This is a genomic window from Actinomyces sp. HMSC075B09, from assembly GCF_001812395.1.
Taxonomy (GTDB): domain Bacteria; phylum Actinomycetota; class Actinomycetes; order Actinomycetales; family Actinomycetaceae; genus Gleimia; species Gleimia europaea.
Genome location: NZ_KV808731.1, coordinates 609,547 through 631,165 on the forward strand (window position 1 = coordinate 609,547; position 21,619 = coordinate 631,165).

The 21,619-nt window shown below is 58.1% G+C and carries 18 protein-coding genes; 6 read left to right on the top strand and 12 right to left on the bottom strand.

The window, feature by feature from the left end; genetic code table 11:
• Positions 1–12 precede the first annotated feature (12 nt).
• The 4 genes from HMPREF2854_RS03595 to pgm form a co-directional block, all read right to left on the bottom strand.
• Positions 13–1,344: a TrpB-like pyridoxal phosphate-dependent enzyme gene (locus tag HMPREF2854_RS03595; RefSeq protein WP_070619045.1), complete on the bottom strand. Its 1,332-nt coding sequence runs from the start codon at positions 1,342–1,344 to the stop codon at positions 13–15.
• Between the two features lie 133 nt (positions 1,345–1,477).
• On the bottom strand, positions 1,478–2,707 hold the full coding sequence (locus tag HMPREF2854_RS03600) for an App1 family protein (RefSeq protein ID WP_261666646.1): 1,230 nt from the start codon (positions 2,705–2,707) through the stop codon (positions 1,478–1,480).
• 4 nt (positions 2,708–2,711) lie between these two features.
• Positions 2,712–3,992 (bottom strand): MFS transporter, encoded by a 1,281-nt coding sequence (locus tag HMPREF2854_RS03605; RefSeq protein WP_070619049.1) that lies wholly within the window; start codon positions 3,990–3,992, stop codon positions 2,712–2,714.
• Between the two features lie 157 nt (positions 3,993–4,149).
• Positions 4,150–5,826, bottom strand: coding sequence for a phosphoglucomutase (alpha-D-glucose-1,6-bisphosphate-dependent) (pgm, locus tag HMPREF2854_RS03610; RefSeq protein WP_070619052.1), 1,677 nt, complete (start codon positions 5,824–5,826; stop codon positions 4,150–4,152).
• A 143-nt stretch (positions 5,827–5,969) separates the two neighbouring features.
• Here pgm and HMPREF2854_RS03615 point away from each other — a divergent pair, with 143 nt between their 5' ends.
• A complete protein-coding gene (locus tag HMPREF2854_RS03615; RefSeq protein ID WP_070619055.1) occupies positions 5,970–6,842 on the top strand; it encodes a DUF5926 family protein in 873 nt (290 codons plus the stop codon).
• A gap of 42 nt (positions 6,843–6,884) precedes the next feature.
• On the top strand, positions 6,885–7,745 hold the full coding sequence (locus HMPREF2854_RS03620) for a glycosyltransferase family 2 protein (RefSeq protein WP_070619058.1): 861 nt from the start codon (positions 6,885–6,887) through the stop codon (positions 7,743–7,745).
• Here HMPREF2854_RS03620 and HMPREF2854_RS03625 read toward each other — a convergent pair.
• Entirely contained in the window at positions 7,678–9,951 is a 2,274-nt protein-coding gene (locus HMPREF2854_RS03625) for a hypothetical protein (protein WP_148130885.1), read from the bottom strand. The genes HMPREF2854_RS03620 and HMPREF2854_RS03625 overlap by 68 nt on opposite strands.
• 69 nt (positions 9,952–10,020) lie before the next feature.
• Here HMPREF2854_RS03625 and pheA point away from each other — a divergent pair, with 69 nt between their 5' ends.
• The gene (pheA, locus tag HMPREF2854_RS03630) at positions 10,021–10,995 is read left to right on the top strand and encodes a prephenate dehydratase (RefSeq protein WP_070619064.1); all 975 of its coding nucleotides are present in this window, start codon (positions 10,021–10,023) and stop codon (positions 10,993–10,995) included.
• On the opposite strand, the gene HMPREF2854_RS03635 is transcribed toward pheA, so the two are convergent.
• Positions 10,992–11,810: an RDD family protein gene (locus tag HMPREF2854_RS03635; RefSeq protein WP_070619067.1), complete on the bottom strand. Its 819-nt coding sequence runs from the start codon at positions 11,808–11,810 to the stop codon at positions 10,992–10,994. The two genes, pheA and HMPREF2854_RS03635, sit on opposite strands and share 4 nt — an antisense overlap.
• Before the next feature lie 87 nt (positions 11,811–11,897).
• On the opposite strand from HMPREF2854_RS03635, the gene HMPREF2854_RS03640 reads away from it, so the two are divergent.
• Positions 11,898–12,824 carry a stage II sporulation protein M gene (locus HMPREF2854_RS03640; RefSeq protein WP_186822479.1) on the top strand — a complete coding sequence of 309 codons (927 nt, stop codon included), beginning with the start codon at positions 11,898–11,900 and terminating at the stop codon, positions 12,822–12,824.
• 14 nt (positions 12,825–12,838) lie between these two features.
• Here HMPREF2854_RS03640 and HMPREF2854_RS03645 read toward each other — a convergent pair whose 3' ends face one another.
• From HMPREF2854_RS03645 to HMPREF2854_RS03670, 6 genes are read right to left on the bottom strand one after another with little or no spacing between them, the layout of a single operon-like run.
• Positions 12,839–14,125: a DUF58 domain-containing protein gene (locus HMPREF2854_RS03645; RefSeq protein WP_070619073.1), complete on the bottom strand. Its 1,287-nt coding sequence runs from the start codon at positions 14,123–14,125 to the stop codon at positions 12,839–12,841.
• On the bottom strand, positions 14,122–15,078 hold the full coding sequence (locus HMPREF2854_RS03650) for an AAA family ATPase (RefSeq protein WP_034508603.1): 957 nt from the start codon (positions 15,076–15,078) through the stop codon (positions 14,122–14,124). The genes HMPREF2854_RS03645 and HMPREF2854_RS03650 overlap by 4 nt, the downstream gene beginning before the upstream one ends.
• Entirely contained in the window at positions 15,075–16,226 is a 1,152-nt protein-coding gene (locus HMPREF2854_RS03655; RefSeq protein ID WP_070619076.1) for a DUF4350 domain-containing protein, read from the bottom strand. Before HMPREF2854_RS03655 ends, HMPREF2854_RS03650 begins: the two co-directional genes overlap by 4 nt.
• Positions 16,223–16,849: a hypothetical protein gene (locus HMPREF2854_RS03660; RefSeq protein ID WP_070619079.1), complete on the bottom strand. Its 627-nt coding sequence runs from the start codon at positions 16,847–16,849 to the stop codon at positions 16,223–16,225. The genes HMPREF2854_RS03655 and HMPREF2854_RS03660 overlap by 4 nt, the downstream gene beginning before the upstream one ends.
• 1 nt (position 16,850) lies before the next feature.
• Positions 16,851–18,008, bottom strand: coding sequence for a glycerophosphoryl diester phosphodiesterase membrane domain-containing protein (locus tag HMPREF2854_RS03665; RefSeq protein WP_070619084.1), 1,158 nt, complete (start codon positions 18,006–18,008; stop codon positions 16,851–16,853).
• A 44-nt stretch (positions 18,009–18,052) separates the two neighbouring features.
• Entirely contained in the window at positions 18,053–19,081 is a 1,029-nt protein-coding gene (locus tag HMPREF2854_RS03670; protein WP_070619087.1) for a diacylglycerol/lipid kinase family protein, read from the bottom strand.
• Between the two features lie 138 nt (positions 19,082–19,219).
• Between HMPREF2854_RS03670 and serS the strand changes: the two genes are divergently transcribed.
• Both serS and HMPREF2854_RS03680 read left to right on the top strand, forming a co-directional pair.
• Positions 19,220–20,494, top strand: coding sequence for a serine--tRNA ligase (gene serS / locus HMPREF2854_RS03675; protein WP_034508618.1), 1,275 nt, complete (start codon positions 19,220–19,222; stop codon positions 20,492–20,494).
• Positions 20,487–21,392 (top strand): HAD family hydrolase, encoded by a 906-nt coding sequence (locus HMPREF2854_RS03680; RefSeq protein WP_070619090.1) that lies wholly within the window; start codon positions 20,487–20,489, stop codon positions 21,390–21,392. The genes serS and HMPREF2854_RS03680 overlap by 8 nt, the downstream gene beginning before the upstream one ends.
• Positions 21,393–21,619: the final 227 nt, after the last annotated feature.

Here is a 21,619-nt window from a genome sequence, read left to right on the forward strand (position 1 = left end):
TGTGAATACGGTTTACTTCTTCAGCTGGCGTTCCTTCTCCAGCTCATTTTCATAAGCGGGAAGATCCAGCAAACCATTACCGGACAGGCCAATCACGATGACCTCGCCATCGCGTGCCTTGCCAGACTTAATGTAGTTCAACGCGCCTGCAACTGCGTGCGTGGATTCGGGAGCCGGAATGATTCCCTCTGCGCGCGCAAATTCCAGGCCGGCGGCGAACGTCTCGTGTTCACCAATAGCAACCGAATCAAGCAAGCCCAGCGACTTAGCGTGAGACACCATCGGGCTCATACCGTGGTAGCGCAAACCACCAGCATGAATCGACGGCGGCACAAAATCATGACCGAGCGTGTACATCTTCATCAGCGGAGTCATGCCAGCCACATCACCAAAGTCGTAGCGGAACTCGCCCTGAGTCATCGACGGACAAGCCTGCGGCTCACACGCAACCACCCTCGTGGTCTTCCCATCGCGCAAGTTCTCACCCAAGAACGGGAACGACAGGCCAGCCAAGTTCGAGCCGCCACCGGCGCAACCAAACACCACGTCAGCCTGCTCTTCGCCTGCCTCACGCAACTGCTCAATCGCCTCCAGACCAATCACCGTCTGATGCAGCATCACATGGTTCAAAGCCGAACCTAGCGCATAGTGGGCGCTATCTGACTTCAGAGCAACCTCCACGGCCTCCGAAATCGCCATGCCAAGCGAACCCGTAGTGTCCGGGTCCTGCTCCAAGATCTTACGACCGGCCTCCGTTAGCGTAGACGGCGACGGATGACACGTGCCGCCATACGCCTCCATCTGCATGCGACGGTACGGCTTCGCGTCGAACGAGGAGCGAACCTGGAACACCTCGCATTCAAGCCCAAACATCGCGCAAGCCATCGACAAAGAAGCACCCCACTGGCCAGCACCAGTCTCGGTAGTTAGCTTCTTCATGCCCTCAAGCGCGTTGAAATACGCCTGCGCAACCGCCGAGTTCGGCTTGTGCGAACCAGCGGGAGACACTCCCTCGTACTTGTAATAAATCTTCACCTTCGTATCGAGCGCCTGCTCCAACCTACGCGCACGAACCAAAGGCGACGGACGCCAGCTCGCATACACCTCGCGAACAGCCTGCGGAATCTCGATCCATCGTTCGGTGGAAAACTCTTGTTCCACCAACGCTTTGGAAAACAGAGGATGCATTTCCTCTGGCTTAAGTTCCTCACGAGTCTGGGGATTCAAATGCGGAGCCATCGGCTCTGGGAAATCAGCAGTGAGGTTGTACCAATGCGTGGGGACTTTCGACGGAATTGCAAACTCGAGCGCGTCAGTAAGCGCATGTTTCATAGCCAATTTCATCCCCTTTACTCAAGATAAAGCTGTTCTCGCAAGGTCCTTCCTAGCGAGTGGCAATAATGCCGCCTTCAACATTACGCACCAAGCAATGAACAAGACGACGCGTTCCAAAGGATGATATTACGAGTGGCGAAAATTAGCGAAGAATGCCAAGTGCCCTTGCCCGGTGCAGGAGCTCGAAGCCGTCCTCGCCAACTACCACCGGGATTTTTGGGTCAAGAGATTCGATCAGCGGGCCCAGCTCCTCGCGCGGATCGGGCGCGCCGTGATTCAAAACCTGCTCGGTCGTAGTCAAACTGCGAATAAAAATCGCCGCCACATTTTGCGGATGCTCGCGCGCGAACTCTGTATAGATCGAGGGGTCGTGCTGACCATCATCGCCAACCAGAACCCACTTCACCCACGGAAACATGCGGGCTAACTCACGCAACTGCGAACGCTTATGCTCCCGCCCAGAACGGAACCAACCCGTCTGAGAAGGCCCCCAATCCGTCATCAGTGGCGTGCCCGTAGGGAAGTTTGACCGGAACAAGAACCGGCGCAAACTCGGCGCCACATTCCATGCTCCCGTAGACAAATAAACCGCGGGAGCCGGTAGCGTTCCAACGCGCCCCCTCGACGTTTGCATATGCGAAATCTGCTGCAACAAGTTCGCCATTCCCGGCACTACTTGGCGCGAGGACACGTACGTGAAAAATGCGTTCTTTGCTGCTACCAGCGGGCGAGGCAACCACGACACCATCACCGTGTCATCCACATCCGATACCAGGCCAATGTGTTCCTGCTCCGAAACTACTCGAACCGGCACCGCAATTGGGCGTGATGCGCGCACACGCCTCTCGCCTTGCGCCACCTCATCGGGCTTCAGCGCCTGCAACGTCGCCGCATGCCAACCCGGCTCCAACCCATGATCCTCAACCATAAGATCCACATAGCCGCCACGATCCGTATAAACCAGCAGCTTTCGGCTACCGACCGTCACCAGCACCGGCGCTCTCGGCACTTGCGCGTCCACAAACTGGCGCCACCCGCGTTCGCCGCGCATATGGGATGTTGTGTTCGTATCGTCGCCCTCGTCGGCGCCAATCGCGTCTTTCACCACCTCGCCAAACGCGTGCGGAAGCCTATCTGCCGCGCGGGAATGAAGTTGATACCAGCTAGGTAAACCGTGCCGGTTAGCCCAAACCTCGTACTTTTCTTCAAAATACGTAGGGGCCATCAACGCCCTGGCAATGATGCGTACGCGCTGCGCGTTTCCGAAGCCGCCGTACGCGATAAGCTCTGGGCGCCAACCCAAATCCGAAAGCGTGCGCGCTACCTGCGTGTTAAACGCGTCTTCCAGCCGAGTGACAGCAGTTAAAAGCACGCCCTCAGTCTATCGACTTTCGCGGCCGGCGCTTCCACAAACCCCCAAGACCCATGCGGCGTGAACGCACCTGCACCGGGATCCGCGCCCGCTTCTTATGCGAGGTGGCCCGCAACGCTGGAATCGCAATCAGAGAAATCGTAACCATGACCCACGCGAAACCAATTGCCGTGTGGAAACCGCCCACGTGTCCACTGTGGTCAACCACGCGGCCAGCCAGTGCCGAACCCAGCGAACTACCCACATTCATAGCCGTGGACATCCACGTGAGGCCCTCCGTTAAACGCCGTGGAGGAACCGCCTTTTGTACCATCGCGGTCACGTTAATCATCGTGGGCGAAATGGAGAATCCCGTGAAGAACAAAATGACGCCCAGGCCGATTATCGTCCGCGCAAAATATGTGAGACTTACGCCCACTGCCAGCAGGAAAACCCCACCGACAAACAACTTCCACAATGGGATCGACGTTGCCCTCGCCCCATAAAGGAGGCCCGCCAGCATAGAACCGAACGCGAACACGCCAAGCAGTACGCCAGCCGTCGCTTTTTGACCCATGGACTCGGTAAACGCAACCACCGAAATGTCGATTGAGCCGAACATTGCGCCCGCACCCACATACACCAGAGCCAACGCAATCATTACCGGTTGCGCCATCACGGAGCCTTTAGGACCGTGAATGCTTGAGGTGGAAATAGGCGGCTCCGTTGCCCGTTGCGACAATAGCCAGAACCCGCCAGAAATCGCGAGGATAAATGCTAAAACCATGCCCGCAACCGGGTTGACGTTAGCCGAAAGAATGGTTGCTAAGATCGGGCCGATCATGAACACGACCTCGTCTAGCGTTGCCTCCATCGAAAATGCCGTGTGCAACTGCGCCGGATTTTTTACCGCTACCGTCCACCTCGAACGCACCATCGAACCCAGCGAACCCGAAGTTGCACCCGAAATAGCCGTCAAAACGTACAGGTACACCACCGGCGCGTGCATTGCTGCCGCAACGATCAATCCCAACAAGCTGGTAGCAGACACCGTAACCAGCGGAATCATCACGCGCGCCTGCCCAAAACGGTCAACCAAACGCGCCACAAACGGGGCACAAATAGCAAACGCAATAATATTTGTTGCCCCTACCTGGCCCGCCAACGTATATGAGCCATACAGTGTTGAAATCATCAAAATCTGCGAAATTCCGACGATTGACATGGGGAAACGGGCAATCAAACCCGCCAACGAAAATTTCAGTGCCCCCGGAATCGACAAAATTTCGCGGTAAGAATTCAACACAAATGCAGTCTACGGCAAAGCAGTCCGCACAGACCTCACAGGACTAAAAAACAACAAAAACGTTCCGGGTACGCATCAAATACACGTACCCGGAACTACAACTAACCGAACGCGCTAGCAGACCCGCTAGGCTGCTCGGCTCTCAAGCCGTAAAGGTTTAGGCCAGAGCCTCCTTCACGACTTCCTTTGCTTCCTCCAACACCTCTTGCAAGTGGTCCTCGCCCTTGAACGATTCCGCGTAAATCTTGTACACGTCCTCCGTGCCAGAGGGGCGAGCCGCGAACCACGCGTTCTTTGTGGTCACCTTTAAACCGCCAATAGCGTTGCCATCGCCCGGAGCGTTCACCAAACGAGCCGTGATTTCCTCACCCGCAAGCTCCTGCGCCGCCACGTCCTCCGGCGCCAACTTCGCAAGCTTCGCCTTCTCTTCACGCGTAGCTGCATTGTCAATACGCGAGTAGGAGGACGCGCCGAAACGCTCCACCTGCTCTTGATGCAATTGCGACGGAGTCTTACCCGTCACCGCGATAATCTCCGCAGCTAGCAGGCACAGCAAGATGCCGTCTTTATCCGTGGTCCAAACCGTGCCGTCCTTGCGAAGGAACGAAGCGCCCGCAGACTCCTCACCGCCAAAACCGATCGTGCCGTTCATCAGGCCCGACACGAAGTACTTAAACCCGACCGGAACTTCAATCAGCTTGCGGCCCATGCTCTCAACCACGCGGTCAATCAGAGCAGACGACACCAGCGTCTTACCCACCGCCGTGTCCTCGCCCCAACCCGGACGGTGCGTGAACAGGTACTCGATCGCAACAGCCAAATAATGGTTGGGGTTCATCAGGCCATCCGGTGTAACAATGCCATGCCGATCCGAATCCGCATCATTGCCAGTAGCAACATCAAACGGAGTCTTACCGGACGCATCCGGCTTCATGCGTTCACGAACCGATGCCATCGCGTACGGGGAGGAGCAGTCCATGCGGATCTTCCCATCCCAATCCAACGTCATGAACCTCCACGTCGGATCCACCTTCGGGTTGATTACCGTGAGATCCAGACCGTAACGCTCCGCGATCGCGCCCCAGTAATCCACGGACGCGCCGCCGAGGGGATCTGCGCCGATACGAACACCGGCCTCGCGAATCGCATCAATGTCGATCACGTTCTCGAGGTCATCGACATATTTCTTCAAATAGTCGTAACGATGTACGTGCGGGTCCTCTAGCAAATCCTGCGAACGAGCGCGCTTTACCTTAGACCAGCCGTCCGCCAAAATCTCATTAGCACGGTTCGCAATCCAGCCCGTCGCATCCGAATCTGCCGGACCGCCGCTTGGAGGGTTGTACTTAAAACCACCATCACGAGGCGGATTGTGCGACGGCGTAACCACGATGCCATCAGCCAACCCCGGGCCGGACGTGCGCAGACCCTTTGCAGACCCTGCCCCGTTAGCCACGAGAATCGCGTGCGAAACCGCCGGAGTGGGCGTGAACGATCCTCGCGAATCGATCTGAACATCCACACCATTTGCCACCAGCACCTCAAGTGCCGACCGCCAAGCCGGCTCTGAAAGTGCGTGGGTATCGCGACCAATAAACAACGGGCCGTCAAAACCCTGACTTGCGCGGTACTCTACGATCGCCTGCGTCGTTGCAACAATGTGCGCTTCATTAAACGCGCCATCAAGCGATGAGCCGCGGTGCCCGGACGTGCCAAACACGACCTTTTGCGCGGGGTTATTTACATCGGGTTCAATCTCGTAATAAGCGGATAGAACCTCATCAACATCAATCAAATCTTCTGGTTTAGCCAGTTGGCCAGCTCTTTCATGCATACCTATAAGTGTGGCAGGTGTCACTGAAAATTTCATCCCTATTCCAGCAGATAAACATCGCCGGCCCCGCATGCTTTGCTTATTGGCTTCACGCCGGTAACTTTGGGCTAGATCAAAACCATTCACCAACTTAGGAGACCCACATGGGAAAGAAATCACGACGCAAAAAAGTAGCGCCCGGCAAACCGATTCGCCCCATCATCGCGCACGTCGCGCGCCCCTTTGAAGGTATGAGCGTCGAAGCCGACCTCGTTGCCATGCGTGAAATAATCCCTGCCGCCACCCTTGCAGCGCAGACCACGGAAGAATACGGATCCGAGTCCTTCCTTTTTGCCTCCATCCTTCCCAACGCCGTTCCCGCCCTCGTACGCGAAGACGGACAGATCCTCATCGGCTTGCAAACCCGCTCCTCCAGCCGCGACATCGGCCACGACCTCGGCGTTGCACTCAAGGCCGCCTTGGAGCGCAAAACCAAAATCGAGCAAGGCGAAGCCGAATACGGCCCCGTACCGGTAGACGTGCGCGACGCTGGCCCGCGCATCCCCGACATGATCGAAAGCGCTGAGCCGATGGAGCTACAAAACGACCTCGGATACTGGATTGCTGACGGCCAGCGCGACGAAGAAGTTGAAGCCGCCATCGCGCAAACCTCTGCCGAACTCATCCCCACACGTGCCATTCCCGGCGTGGCCAACACCTACTGGCACGACATGGGCAAACACTTTGTGCGCTGGATCCGCCTCGAAGACGAAGACAAGCTCTTCACCGCCCTCGCCCGTCTCCAAGCCGCAGGTGAACTCACTCTTGCCGGCGCGCACTTCATCGGCGCATTCCGCGCCCTGGGCCTGTCCATCCCCGTATTCGAATTCGAAAACGAGGTAGACCCGGGCACCCTCACCGAGCCCGTAAAGGAACTCGAACGCAAACTCGAAGCCGCGCTCGCGGACACCAAGCCGCTAACGGACGACGAAAAACGCGCCCGCGCCGGCCTCGTATCCCGTCAAGTATCCCTATAAAACGGGTTAAACCACGGGGCGGGAACGGACTAAACTAGACGCATGAGTAACTCCGGTCCCGCCCCCTCAACCAGTCGCGTCAGCGAATCACTCAAACAACAACCCGAAAAACATAAAGTTGCGGTCATTATTCCCGCCCGCAACGAAGCGCGCCGCATCTCCCACACCGTGCGCGCGTGCCGGGCGCTACCGGGCGTTGACCTCCTCATCGTTGTAGACGACGGATCTGAAGACAACACCGGCGACCACGCGCGTCAAGCCGGAGCCGTAGTAGTGCGGCACTCCGTTACCCGCGGCAAAGCCTCCGCCCTTGAAACCGGAGTTAAAGTTGCCGCCATGCGCGACCTCGCCAATGGCCTACCTAGGCACCTGCTATTCCTCGACGCCGACCTGGGGGAAAGTGCGCTGGAAGCAACCTCCCTCATCGACGCCGTGCAACGCGGGATCTGCGACTGCGCCATCGCCACACTTCCCAAACAAAAAGGAGCGGGTGGACACGGATTTGTAGTTGGACGTGCCCGCAAATCAATTCGCCGCGCCACCGGCTGGCACGCCAACGCGCCGCTATCCGGGCAGCGCTGCATCACCCGTAAAGCGGTTAACGACATCATGCCTTTTGCCCCCGGATGGGGCGTTGAAGTAGCTATGACCATCGACCTTCTGGTCAAGGGCTACACCGTGCAAGAAATCCCCTGCGACTTCACGCACCGCGCCACCGCCAACGACCTCATGGGGTACATGCATCGCGCCGACCAATTCAAAGACGTCTGGAAAGCCACGACGTTGCGCCGCATACACCGCCACCGAATCCCCGTTCGCGAGCGAGTTCAGGCAGCTATACGTCAAACCGCGGGCTCTCCGTACAACGCGTACGAGAAATTTGTAGACGACGAGCAAGAATAGACACCAGCGCGGGCGCTGCAATCGCAACGGTGTCCACCACAATCAGCAAACCTGAATCGTTAATTGGCACGGCCACTAGCGCACCCACCGCTATGCCGGCCGCCACTGCGGCTAAACCCGGGGGAGTGGCTTCACGAAGGGTTTCCAAGTGCGGGTTCGATGAGGGGGCCGGGGGGATCTGGCCGGTCTCGGGCGAGTCTTTTTGAGTATCTGCGGGTTGCTTTTCGGTGCCCTCGCGGGCTTCGAACAGGCTGCGGGCAAAACGCGCCCCGACTACCACGAGGACCGTCGCTACTGCGACTGCCGCCAAAATCAGCGGATTGCCTGCGAACGTCGTTGCCATATCCCGGGCCTTGTCGGCTACCAAAGTGAGCGTTTCTGGCGAACCAAAGTTCTTCCAGAACAGGCCGATGTGCGAGGGCGAAGCCGACCTTGCATCCAGGGCTCCTGCAAGAATCGTTGCCACGATTGTCAGCACAACCCACCACGCGGCGTGCTTCCACCTCGGGCGAATACCACGCACCATCAAATACGCAATGCCAAACCCGGCGATAATCCCCGCAGGTCCTCCAAAATCAGCGCCCCAAAACGGTAACGCATCAATCGCCAGCACGCCCACTCCCATAGCGGCAACGCCGCGCGCCGCCTCCTGCCTCTTAAGCGGGAAACGATCCGCAATCCAGGGCAGCGTTGCTATCAGCGCTGAAGCCAACAAGATCACGTAGGAACGGTTGGAAATGCCGTAAAACCGCCGGGATGCGAGCGTCATCGAACCGAAGAAACCATCGCGCTGCAAATGCGCCCCCGACGCGATATCCACCGCCACCAACAGCACAGTCAGTGCCGCGAGGACCGCCACCGGCTGACTCGACGAACGCGCCAACCCCAAAAGCGCCGCCGTAATGGCAAACACCAGCAAAATCGGCAACAGCGGATTAGTAGAAAGTCGCCACCACGGAACCAGATTTGCAATCATCGCCGCCGGAACCACCGCGAAAGCCAGCGCATTCCACACTGCAATATTGCGCCAAATCCACGCCGGCGCCTGATCTTTTGCCGGCTTGCGCACAAAATGTGTCAAACCAGCTAACACGCCAACCAAAAGGAACGCACCCCACCCGGCAAAAAATGGCGTCAACGAACCTCGCGCCGCCAACGCGTGGGTGGCCTCATCCATCAACTGGGCGTGTGCGGCCCTCACCGACTTTGGCTCCACCTGGACCGGTCCGCCCGTAACCAAATCACGCACATCGCCCAACGTTGCCAAACCTGCTGAACGAGTGGCCGATGAGTAGAAGAGGCCGGGGGTAACTGTTGCTTGGGCAGGTGCGGGGCTGGTTGCTGGAGTTTCACCAATGGTTGCGGTTACGTTCGAGCCCGTGGCGGTAGCGGTCGGATCAACGACAGCGCCAAACTGCAGTGCCGGGCCGGGCTCGATGCGACCAACGGAAGCGAGCACCAAGCGCACATCACTCGGATGCTCGCGCTCAAACTGCGCGTACGCCGCCAAAACCGCCTCGATCCGCGCGTTCACCTCGTCTACCGACAAACCCGTAGGGCCAGCCGTAGCAGAAGCTCCGCTAGCGCCAGCAACGTTAGAGGCGCTGCCGGAAGAATCAGTAGCATTGGTGCCCCCATTAGCCCACCCCGCATCAACAAACACATTCCCGTGCGATTCGCGAAGAGCCTGCAACACAACCGCGCCCAACTCATCCGCCCTGTCCGGCGCGGGCAACCAACTATCGACCTCGCCGCTCTGGCTCGCAAGAGACAGGGCGGCTCCCGGGCCAACCCCAACGCCCGCAGCCGGCTGTGCCGGCCACTTAACGCCCCGAGTTATCTGCTTAAAATCCTGCACCTTCGCCCTGCCGGGCGTGCCCGCCTCGTCCTCAACAATCACATCTAAGAACGGCCGGCAAACACCACCGCGAGCCTGTCTGCCCTCATAATCAACCGCATTTCCAGGCGTGCGCATCGACATCCAACCATCAACCGGACACGTATCCGGACTCGACGTGCGCGTATGCAGATTCATCACCGCGGCGCCATGCTCCTCCAGAGTATTCAACACGTCCGGCGACACATTACCGGCCTCAACACCCGCAGCGCCCACAAACAACGTGCGAACCGGCTCCTGCGCCACCGCGAATGGCGACGCCACCAAAAACGCGAGAGTGAAAGCCGTAACAAACCTCAAAAAACGCACCAAAACCACCTGAAAATAAACAAGAACAAAACTAACTGTATAAGGTGAAAGCCGAGAAAAGGAGGCGCCGTGCACACCCACACCAACACGCCAAGCGCGCAAACGAAGCCACTCAAAATTGCTTTCCTTGGCCCATTCGGCACATTCACCGAACAAGCCCTGTGGCAAATTGCGCCCCAAAACGCTGAAGCGGTGCCGTGCACATCCGTGCCCCAAGCACTCGACCTCGTGCGAAGTGGGCAAGCGGACCGTGCCGTCGTGCCCATCGAGAACTCCATCGAAGGCGGCGTCAACGCAACCATCGACTCGCTCTCACATGGATCTCCCCTCGTAATCGAAGCCGAAATGGTAGTCGAAGTATCCTTCGAACTCGCCATCAAACCTGCCGCTGATGGCGCCACTCCGGAAATCCAACGCATCGGCACGCACCCCCACGCGTGGGCGCAATGTCGCAAATGGGTAGCCGCCAACTACCCCGATGCCGTGCACGTGCCCGCCACCTCCACGGCAGCAGCCGCGCGACTCATCGCCGAAGATGAAAACCCGGGTTTTGACGCCGCACTATGCGCGAAAACCTCCGTTGAACGATACGGCCTGCGCGCCCTTCACTCCAACGTCGCAGACAACCGGGGCGCAGTTACACGCTTCGTCCTGGTTGCTCCCCTCGGAAACGTTCCTCCCGCCACCGGCGCCGACAAAACCACCGTGCAAGTGCGCCTCCCCGACAACGAAGCCGGAGCCCTGCTCTCAATGCTCGAACAGTTCGCAGCGCGTGGCGTCAACCTCTCGCGCATCGAATCACGACCAGCCGGAGGGCCCCTCGGCTCCTACGAATTCTCCATCGACATCGAAGGCCACATCAGTGAAGAACGCGTAGCCGCCGCCCTCATCGGCCTGCACCGCACCTGCCCGCAAGTACGCTTCATCGGCTCCTATCCGCGCGTTGATGGACAGCGCCCAACCATTAAAGCTGGCACCAAAGACGAAGACTTTGTAAATGCGCGGGCGTGGATAGCCGGCCTGATGAACGGTACCAACAACTAGACGCGCAAAAAAGAGCTTGCCAGCCTGCGATTACGCTCCAGGCGGGCGGCCTCACGGCGAGTACGCTCCGCCAGTACGGCGGCAATAAACTCCTCGTCACCAACCCCCGGTGGCGGGCCCGGAAAAACATACTCGCGAAGCTCGCTCGCGATACCCGCCAGCAGCCTGGCGCGGGCCTGCTCATCAAACTGCGCGCCGCGCATCAACAACGAGCGAGCATTACGCGCCAGCTCCGGGGGCAACCTGCGCAAATCCGCACTTTGAATCCACGAGGGGGTAGCGGGAGCCTCATGCGCTTGAACAATCGCGTCAGCACGCTTACTCGCAGCCTCAACCGCACGCGCGCCAACCCGCTCCTTAATCACCACAGTGCCCGCAGCTAAATCACCCAAACGACGATTCTTTGGGTCAATCAGCGCGGCGGCCGCGGCAAGACCACCCATCGTTGCCCAAATCTCAACCAGGCCGACCATCGCCCGAATCGCCGCCTGCTGCATACCAACGCGACGCAAATCCGAGCGCACAACCCTGGTGCCAACCACAAAACGGCCCACAGACTTTCCGCCCGTAGCCGTCTCAATCAAAACCGGAGCCACGAACACCGCGAAAACAACTAACAAAATGAACAGTGCTTCCTGGGCGGCGCTGGTATTAGAAAACAAATAATTAAACTGGGCGACCGCAACCCAAATCAAAATGGCAACCGACAACCCCACATCTATGAGGGCTGACAGCATGCGCAAGCCAATGCCCGCAGGCACCACGTCCAGCGCCACTCCCTCACCAGTTATAACCGTCGTCGCCTGACTATCCATGACACAAACGATACCTTCTAGTAATCTTGGCGCATGGATTTGGACGCATTCGTCAGTGCAAACAAAAGTACTTGGGCCAGGCTCACAGTGCTTGCAAACAAGACCGTATTAACCCCAGACGAAGCTCGCGAACTCATTGACCTTTACCGCAGCACGTCCACACACCTGTCCATGATTCGGACAGGAGCGCCCGACCCTCAACTCGTCAAAGAGCTCTCCGCCCTCCTCATTCGCGCTCGCGGCAAAATGGCCGGCAAAAACCGGCGCGCCCTCACCTCTATCGCCGAATTCTTCACAACCACTTACCCAGCCGCTCTCTACCGGTTTCGCGCCTGGTGGATCAGCGCCGGCGTCCTCTCCATCCTCTTTGCCCTCGCTGTCGGCTGGTGGATCTACGCGCACCCCGAACTACATGAGCAACTTGGATCATCCTCATCAATCCTGCAATACGTTCAGGAAGACTTCGAAAAGTACTACACGAAGGATCCTGACGCGGACTTCACGATGCTGGTGTGGTCGAACAACTGGTACGTTGCTGCATTAACACTTGCGTACGGAATCACCGTGATTGGAGCTGTGCAAATACTGATTAGCAATATGGCAAGCCTCGCCATTGCGGGAGCGCTAATGACGTTCCACGGGTACGGCACCACTTTCTGGACGTTGATCCTGCCTCACGGCCTGCTAGAACTGACCGCGATATTCGTATCTGCCGGCACCGGCCTGGGCCTTTTCTGGGCCATAATCCAACCCGGCTCGCGCACCCGCCTCGAATCCTTCGTCCGCACCGGACATCAGGCCATTCACGTGCTTTTTGGCCTCCTGCTCACTCTCTTTATCTCCGGCTTCACCGAAGGCTTCGTCACCGCCTCGAAAGCACCTTGGCAGGTGCAGGTTGGATTCGGAGTGCTCATCTGGGTTGCGTTCCTCATCTACGCCCTCGTTCTTGGGAAAAAGAAACAAGACTTGGCCGAATCAAGTTTGAAACTGCCCGAACAAGTAGCGGTTGAGTAATCCGAACCGTGTGGCTACAGCAGGCCGCGCGACTTCAAATTCAAGTAGTGATCCACAACCGCCATGGACAGTTTCGAGGGCGGGGCCTCAACCACAGTGATGCCTGCAGAGGCGAGGGCTTGGGCAGCCTTTTCCCGCTCGGCGCGCGAAAACTCTGTGGCGGCCACAAAGTACGGGTCCTCGATGTTAACTTCCTCTTCTGCTTTGTGAAGTTGCGGGTCGGAGGCGTTCGCAATCACTACGCGCGTGTGCTTCGCAAGGTTCAACAACGCGGGCAGTAAAGATTCTTCCAGCACGGTCACGTCAAGGGCGGTGAATAGAACCACAAGCGACATCTTGTTGCCGAAAGCCGTTAGTTTCCCAGCAATCTGAGCCCAGTTCGCTTCAACTAAAGCAGGGTCAAGAGGTGCCATTGCGGATGAAAGCTCGCCCAGCACGGTTGTGCGAGACGGGCGAATCACTTGCGCCCTAATGGCCGCATCGGCAGCTATCATACTGATCGAATCTCCAGCTTTTGCAGTCACAGCGCTTAGCAGAAGAGCGGCATCTAGATTCACGTCGAGGCGAGTTTGGTTGCCCAGCCGCTGCGCGCTCATACGCGAAGTGTCAATAACCATCACAATGTGGCGGTCACGCTCCGGCCTCCACGTGCGAACAATAACGTCCTTTGAACGTGCGGTTGCGCGCCAATCAATGGAGCGCTGGTCGTCGCCATCGACCCATTCGCGCAGGGAATCAAACTCGGTGCCCTGACCGCGCGCACGCGCAAGAATTTGTCCGGTCATTTGCTGCAGTTTTGCTAGGGCACCAGGCAGAAGCTGCTTCGATGGGAACTCTGGGAGTACGCGGATTGTGCCCGGCAGGTCAAACGTAGTTTGAATAGCGGCGAGGCCGAGCGGGCCCCACGAACGTACGGTAACCGCGTCAGCTTTCAGGATGCCTCGCCGGGTAGGAAGCAAAGCGGTAGAGAAATCCTCGGACTGGCCGGGGGAGAGCTTGAACTTGTGGCGGTTTCCCGTGGCTCCGGCGCTGGGCTGCCACGCATCACGCAAAACCCCGCGCATCGTCCGATTCGCTCCTCCCACGTGGATAACCGAGACGGAGCGTTCATTAGCACGAACTGTTTCAGGTGCTTGTCTGGTTATCTGAAGTTTGCGCGGTGAGGGAGCTAAAATCGCGTCAACGAGTGTCAGGACGATGACGAACAGTAACCACGTTGCGAGGGTTCCAGGGGTGGGCGAAAGCATGATCGGGATGATCCCGATCGCAACTAATGCCGCAACTCTGCTGGAAACTGTCATCGTGGTACCGCGATTGAGTCCATGACGGTTTGTAGGACGGAGGCGGCCTCAACGCCTTCCAGTTCGGCTTCAGGGCGAAGCATGAGTCTATGTGTGATGGTTGCGGGGGCCATCTGCTTGACATCATCCGGGGTGACGAAGTCTCGTCCGGACAACCACGCCCAGGCCCTCGAGGTAGCCAGGAGCGCGATGGCGCCGCGCGGGGATAAGCCGAGCGAGAGGGAGGGGGCCACGCGCGTTGCCCGCGCAATGTCCACGATGTACTTCTCTACCTGGGGGTGCACTTCGACGGCGGCTACGGCTCGGGTTGCAGCCTCAATATCGGAGGCGGATGCAACGGGTGTTATGCCGGCGGCGTCTAGGTCCGAGGCGTCAAATCCGTTCACGTGACGGTTAAGGATCTCGGTTTCTTCCTCATAACTGGGTAGGTTCACCTGGACTTTCAACATGAAGCGGTCCAGCTGAGCTTCGGGAAGTGGATAGGTGCCCTCGTACTCGATGGGGTTCTGCGTGGCTGCAACCATGAACGGGGAAGGCAACGGTTTCGATTCGCCGTCAACCGACACTTGGCGTTCCGCCATGGCTTCAAGCAGTGCTGCCTGGGTTTTTGGAGGTGTGCGGTTGATTTCGTCAGCGAGCAGTAGGTTGGTGAAGACGGGGCCTTCGCGGAACTTGAACTGTGACGTCTCGCGGTCGTATAGCAGTGATCCAGTGAGGTCGCCAGGCATGAGGTCGGGGGTGAACTGCACGCGTTTGGTGTCGATGGATAGCGACTTAGCTAGTGCGCGCACGAGGAGGGTTTTGGCGGTTCCTGGCACGCCTTCGAGGAGCACGTGTCCGCGCGTGAGGAGGCCAATGACGAGGCCGGCTACAGCGCCGTCGGATCCGACAACGGCTTTGGCAACTTCTGCGCGCACGCGCAGTAGGGCTTCCCTTGCATCTTGCTCGGTCATGAAACCTCCTGAATGAGCTGGTCAATTTTATGTGATCGCTGGGTAAGTTCTTTTTCGTTTAAAACGTTCGCGTCGTACAACAGTGTGTGTAGTTCGCTGGTTGGCGTGTTGAGTTTGGCGGCCAGAGTGTTGGTGAGTTCCTCTTCGCTGGCCCGATTAGGCAGGTAGAGGGCTCGGCGTAGTTTACGGCGGGCACGCGATTGGATGAGAGACATGGCCCAGCTGGCGTGTTTGCCTTCACGGGCGAGGCTGGCGCGCGCCTCTTCAATTTCGCTGGCGCTGATGATGACCGGTAGCGGTTCACGGGCGAGCGGGCCGAGCCGCCTACCTTTGGCAATCATGAGAGCGAGGGCAGCGAATAGCAGTGTCATGCCCGCCCAGAACACCCACGGAGGCAGGAGTTGCCACAATGGTGCGTTTGCCGGTGACTGCTGCTGGATGTTTGGCCGCTCGTAGTGGAATACGGCTTTGGGGTTGGCCCCGTAAAGAGTGAGGGCAAGCGCGGCATTGTCGAGGTTTTGCACGTTGGCGTTGGTAAACGCTGCGGGGTCCGAGACGAGGATGTATTCCGGGCCGTCTTCGGCAGGCCAAATGCTGAGGAGGCTACCGCTATCGGTGCGGAAGCACTGAATAACACCGGGGGTTTGGTGTTCGCGCACGATGGTGACTGAGGCGTTCTTAGCTTTGCCGATGTAGGGCAGGCACGCGCTACTGTTTTCGTTGACGCCGGGCATCGCGACGCCGTTGGTGTAGCTGTCAATGTCGAGGCCAAATTCTTTGAGGCGGTAGTCTTGCACGCCAAATAGGATTACGCGCCCGGCCTGCTGTGCTTTGGTTTTGAGGCTGTCGGTAATGTCAAACCAGTCCAGGCCATCATCTAGTAACACGAGCGTGGTGTCGCGATCGACGGCGCCGATGTCGCTGTCTTTGTAGGCGATTTTGGTTTGTATTCCCTGCTGTTTAAGCACCTCGATGACGGCTTTGGTGCCGCTTCGCCCCGGGGATTCGGGTTCGTAGTCCCTATATTCGCCCTGCGTGTTAATCCCCTTGGCGGTGATGACGAGCACCAGCAGGATGAATATCAGGATCAGCGGTAGCCAAGTTTTGCTGAAAGTTTTGAGCGTCATTCCGCGCGCGGTTGCGTTCATACGCTCACCTGCGTACTTAGGCGTTTTTGGATTTCGTTGTCGAGGGCGAGCATGGCATCCACGTCTTGTGTGGTGACGGTGCCAACGGTTTCGAGCCGGTAGGTGGCAACGTCGAATTTGGATGCGCAACGAGAAATATCGTTCTTAAGGTCGGGATATTCGTGGGCGATGAGGCGGGTGATGTCGCCTGTGGTGCGTCCGGGTGCGGCGGTGGCCGCAGTTTTGTCGAGTCGAACGATGATGGCGCGGAACCCCGCTTTGAGGGCTTCGGTGGGGTCCGTGTTTTTGAGGTCGAGGGCGCGGCGGCGGTGCTCGTCGGCGCTTAGGGAGGTGAGCTCCTGGGCCGCGCTGATTGTCTTTTGTTCGCGTCCAACTCTGGCGTAAACGCCGATGATGAGGGCAATGATGACCACTGCGATGATTGCAAGAAGCATCCAGTTGAAGGTGCCTTCTGCGGTGCGGAATACGGTTGTTCCGATTTTTTGAAGGAGCCAGTCGAGGATGCTTTGCAGTCCGCGGCCTTCCAGGTATTCGCTCTTGCTGAGTTCACGGCGCAGAAGCTCGCGCGCCTCGTCCGGTGTGGGTTCGAGGGCGAGAGCTACGTGCGCCGCGAGTGTGTTCAAGTTAGAGAGCCTCTGCCTGTCCGCTGCGGGCTAGTTCGATGTCGTAACCTTCTTTGCGAATGCGCGTGTCTACGTACATGAGGGTGAGAGCGTAGACGGTGAGGGGCGCGACCAGAAGGTAGATTAGCGCGGTGGAAATAGAGGTTACTAGGGCCAGTAGTTTTGTAGATTCGAAAACTATGACCAGCCCGCTAATCACGCCGAAGAACACGCTGAATGCGATGGTGATTGCCAGCAGGGCCAGACCCATAAGTAGGGAAGTGCCGAGTAGCGGCCAGAAACGCTCGCGTGTGAGCTTCCAAGACCGCGATAGTGCGGACCTCATTTTTTGGCCTTCGACGAGGATGATGGGGAACGCGAACATGAAGCGAATGGCGATCAGGTAGAACGCTATTTGTAGCACCACTGAGATACCGAGGAACAAAACTAGGGAGGAGAGTCCGGGATCGATGAAGAGGAGTGGAATACCGATTGATATGGCTGTGATTAGTGGTGGGATCAGGAATGTTAATAGGGCGAGGAGGATGTAGCTACCGCGGTTTCCGCGCGTGAGTTCAACGGCTTGTTGCGCGCTGATTTTGCGGCCGAGTACGCCTTCCATCGCTACGAAGATGAGGGGCGCTGCCCCGAGTAGCAAAATGATGCCTGCAAGGCCTTGGGCAGAGAAGCTGGTGTAGTTGGTGATGATTTCCCAGGTGCTCTGTGTGGTTAGCAGATCCAGATCGGTGATGGTGGATTGCACGAGGTATTCGAGGACGAATACGAGCAGCGCAATGATGGAACTGATCGCGAAGGTTGTGCGCGCGTTGAAGCGGAACGTGCCAAATGAGGTGGAGACGATTTCCGAGGCCGTCTGGGGACGCAGAATCATGGTGCCAGGCTTGATTAGGGGTTGCCGGTACGGGGCCTGCGCGTAGCCGGCCCCGTAACCCTGGTTTGGCTGGCCGTAGCCTGGGGCGCCATACCCTGGTGCCGCGTACCCGGGCGCCTCGTGTGCGGGTGTTCCGTACCCGAGTGTCCCATTCCCGGGCGCGCCATGCTCCGGTGCCCCCTGCTGTGGAGTTTCGGTTTCGGGTTGGCGGGCAGCGTCTGGTCCGGGCTGGTTGTTTCCGGGCGAGTTAGGTGATTGCCAAGGGTTGTTCGGGTTTTCGTTGGCCATGATTCCTCGCATCTTTTAAGAGATTTTGGACGTTCGAAAATTTGTTATCCGTGTCGGATTCTAAGAGCTTTGTGGTCTACGCGCACGCGCATTTCTCGCGCGTTGCCAAGCGGGTCACCGTCCACTTGAATGGGGTGGGCGTCTTTGACGAGGCTGTGAGCGGTGGCAGCTTGAATGAAGTCTAGCCGTCCGGATGTGCCTGGGAGGACGTCGTTTTTTATGCCCACTCCTTGCGCGGCGATTTTGGTGAAGAGGTCGGCCCAGCCTACAAGGCCGTCGCTGGTTTCGAGTGTTGCCACGTCCAGCATGCCGTCGTTGAGTTTTGCGTCGGGCGCGAGGACTACGCCAAGCATTAGGGATGAGCAGTTCGCGAATAGGATGGAGCGGCTGTTGATCACGTACTTGCGGCCCGCGTCGAGCTCTAGGAATGTCCTCATTCTTGGAGCGGTGAGGGCTTTGGCTCCGGCAACTACGTAGGCGCCCCAGCCCACGCGGCTTTTGAGGTTGGAGTTGGTCTCGGACATCATGCGTCCGTCCCAGCCCTGTCCGGCGATGACGATGAAAGCGTATTCGTCTTCGCTGGGTGGGTTAAATCCGCGCTGTTCGAGGAGTTCTTTGTGCTGCGTGGTGATGTACGTGCCTTCGGGAGGTATCTCGGGTTCGCCTTCGAAGCCGTTCACTTTCATCCACGCAATGTCGATTTCATTTTCGAGGCCGAAGAAAGCGATGTCGATGGCTTCTTGGATGTTGTCGGCGGGAACGTGCAGGTTGCGGGAGAGGAGGTTGCCGGTGCCGTAGGGCAGTATCGCCATGGGTGTGCCGGTGCCGGCGAGGCCGGCGGCTACTGCACGAACTGTGCCATCTCCGCCGGCGGCAAGCACGAGGTCGGCTCCATCTGCCACAGCCTGGGTGGCTTGTAGGGTTCCGGGTTGTTCCTCGGTGGTTTGAATCCACACGGGCTCGTTTAGTCCTGCTTGTGTGGCCGCGATGGTAACCATTTTTCGCAGGGTGTGCACTTTGGCAACTTTTGCGGGGTTGTAGATGACATACGGAGTTTGAGTTTTAGGGGCCATGACTCCTACCTCCGATCGAAAAGTGTCAAGGTAAACATTACCGGATCTGCAAATCGGGTGGTTTTTGTTGTTTGGATGTGGATCCTGGAAAACGGACGGCCATGTGACCGTGTTGAAATGCCGCGGTAGGCTTGGAGCATGATTGATCTTAAAGCTCTTAGGGAAGATCCGCAGCCGGCTCGCGATTCGCAGATTGCGCGCGGTGGTGATCCGAGTCTTGTTGATGAAATTTTGAAGGCCGATGAGGCTCGTCGCGTTGCGCTTCATGATTTTGAGGCTGCGCGTGCGGAGCAGAAGTCTGTGTCTCGTTCTATTGGTAAGGCTTCTGCTGAGGATCGCGAGAAGGTTTTGGCGCATGCGAAGGAGCTTGCCGCTTCGGTGAAGTCGCTGGAGGCGCAAGCCAACGAGGCTCGCGAGAAGGCTGAACGTCTGGTCTGGTCTATGCCAAACATTGTGATTCCGGGCGTTCCTGCGGGTGGCGAAGAGTCGTTTGAGGTTTTGCGTTTTGAGGGCGGGGAGCCGCGTGATTTCGCTGCTGAGGGCTTTGAGCCGAAGGATCATTTGGAGATTGCTGAGGGCCTGCGCGCGATTGATATGAAGCGCGGCGCGAAGGTTTCGGGCGCTCGTTTTTACTACATGACGGGTGTGGGAGCGCAGTTGGAGCTGGCTCTTTTGCGCATGGCGATGGATCAGGCGGTCGAGGCCGGTTTCACTCCGATGATGACGCCCACGCTGGTCACGCCAGAGATCATGGGAGGCACGGGTTTCTTGAATGAGCATTCGGACGAGATCTATTACCTGCCTGCCGATGATCTGTACCTGACGGGCACTTCCGAGGTGGCGCTCGCGGGCTACCACAAGGACGAGATCATTGATGTGGATTCTCCGAAGCGCTACCTGGGTTGGTCCACGTGTTATCGCCGTGAGGCCGGTTCGGCCGGCAAGGATACGCGCGGCATTATCCGCGTACACCAGTTCAATAAGGCGGAGATGTTCTCGTTTGTCACCGCGGATGAGGCCGAAGCGGAGCACGCTCGTTTCCTCGCGTGGGAAGAGCAGATGCTGGCAAAGGTTGAGCTTCCTTACCGCGTGATCGACACGGCGGCTGGTGATCTGGGCACTTCCGCTGCTCGCAAGTTTGACTGTGAGGCGTGGCTGCCAACGCAAAGCCGGTGGATGGAAGTGACATCGACGTCTAACTGCACCACGTTCCAGGCACGTCGTTTGAATATTCGTGAGCGTACCGAGTCGGGCACGCAGACCGTAGCGACGATTAACGGTACGTTGGCAACCACGCGCTGGATTGTTGCGATTTTGGAAAACCATCAGAATGAGGATGGTTCAGTCACGGTTCCGCAGGCTTTGCGTCCGTACTTGGGAGGTAGGCAGAAGCTGGAGCCTGTAGTTGGCTAAGTCTCTCCTCACGCCTCCGCCAACAACGTTGGCGCCGATCCCGTTTGAGGATTTAGTTGCTCAGGCAAGCGCCGCCCTCCCAGATTCTTTGCAAGAGGCCGGGCCCAGCTTGCTGGTTGCGCTCGATATTGATGGCACCTTGCTCACTGCTGATGGGGCCTCCAAGGCGGTTGTGGACACCATTGAACGCCTGCAGAGCGCGGGCGCGAACGTTGTGATTGCAACGGGTCGCGGTGTTGGTGCCACTTTGCCAGTGCTTCGCGAGGTGGGGATTCACGACGGCTGGGCAGTGGCGTCGAATGGCGCGATCGTTTTGCGTATTGTGGACGGCCAGCACGAGGTGGTGTCGAAGCGCTACTTTGATCCGGGCCCGCTGATTGACCAAGTGGCACAGCATTTGCCGGGGGCGATTTTAGCGGTTGAGGATGACTCGCCCTACTACCGGGTTTCGCGCGTGTTTCCGCCGCGGGAGCTCATTGAGGATTTCCGGATTGATGATCTGGAAGGGTTGAAGTCGAAGCCGGTTACGAAGCTGGTTGTGCGCATGCCGGGAATGAGTGTTGAGGATTTCGAGGCGCGCGTAAACGAGCTGGATATGTCGAACCTGAGCTACGCAATTGGCTGGACGGCGTGGATGGATGTGAATGCGCCGGATACAACCAAGGCGGGCAGTCTTGAGTGGTTGCGCGCTGAGTTGGGGGTACCGCTAACTGGCAGTGTTGCGGTTGGTGATGGCACGAACGACATGGCGATGTTGCGGTGGGCGCATCATTCGGTGGCTATGGGTGGGGCCGTCGAGCAGGTAAGGCAGTGCGCTAACGCGGTTACCGGCCCGGTTGACTATGACGGGGCGGCAGCGGTTATGGAAGCGATACTTAGAAGAACCTCTATCAACTGAGGTGGGCCACTAGAAGGGGCCTGTGTTTCGCAATTCGCGCAATAATGCGCGGCTATTGGTTACAAAATGGTCACATATGCACGTTCGTGAACCAAAGTGGTTGCACAGGTCACATTTATCGCGTTTGGTTATATGCATGGACGGCCTGGGAAGCAGGTCTTAGACAAGCGTATACGATTTCGTATCGCGTGCGAGGTCGCGGTTTGTCAGTCCCAATTGATTAACAC

Bases quoted from the DNA above. Each gene is read 5' to 3' on its own strand.
- HMPREF2854_RS03595 (WP_070619045.1), bottom strand. From the start codon at position 1,344: ATGAAATTGGCTATGAAACATGCGCTTACTGACGCGCTCGAGTTTGCA.
- pgm (WP_070619052.1), bottom strand. From the start codon at position 5,826: ATGCATGAAAGAGCTGGCCAACTGGCTAAACCAGAAGATTTGATTGAT.
- HMPREF2854_RS03615 (WP_070619055.1), top strand. From the start codon at position 5,970: ATGGGAAAGAAATCACGACGCAAAAAAGTAGCGCCCGGCAAACCGATT.
- HMPREF2854_RS03620 (WP_070619058.1), top strand. From the start codon at position 6,885: ATGAGTAACTCCGGTCCCGCCCCCTCAACCAGTCGCGTCAGCGAATCA.
- HMPREF2854_RS03635 (WP_070619067.1), bottom strand. From the start codon at position 11,810: ATGGATAGTCAGGCGACGACGGTTATAACTGGTGAGGGAGTGGCGCTG.
- HMPREF2854_RS03645 (WP_070619073.1), bottom strand. From the start codon at position 14,125: ATGACAGTTTCCAGCAGAGTTGCGGCATTAGTTGCGATCGGGATCATC.
- HMPREF2854_RS03650 (WP_034508603.1), bottom strand. From the start codon at position 15,078: ATGACCGAGCAAGATGCAAGGGAAGCCCTACTGCGCGTGCGCGCAGAA.
- HMPREF2854_RS03655 (WP_070619076.1), bottom strand. From the start codon at position 16,226: ATGAACGCAACCGCGCGCGGAATGACGCTCAAAACTTTCAGCAAAACT.
- HMPREF2854_RS03665 (WP_070619084.1), bottom strand. From the start codon at position 18,008: ATGGCCAACGAAAACCCGAACAACCCTTGGCAATCACCTAACTCGCCC.
- HMPREF2854_RS03670 (WP_070619087.1), bottom strand. From the start codon at position 19,081: ATGGCCCCTAAAACTCAAACTCCGTATGTCATCTACAACCCCGCAAAA.
- serS (WP_034508618.1), top strand. From the start codon at position 19,220: ATGATTGATCTTAAAGCTCTTAGGGAAGATCCGCAGCCGGCTCGCGAT.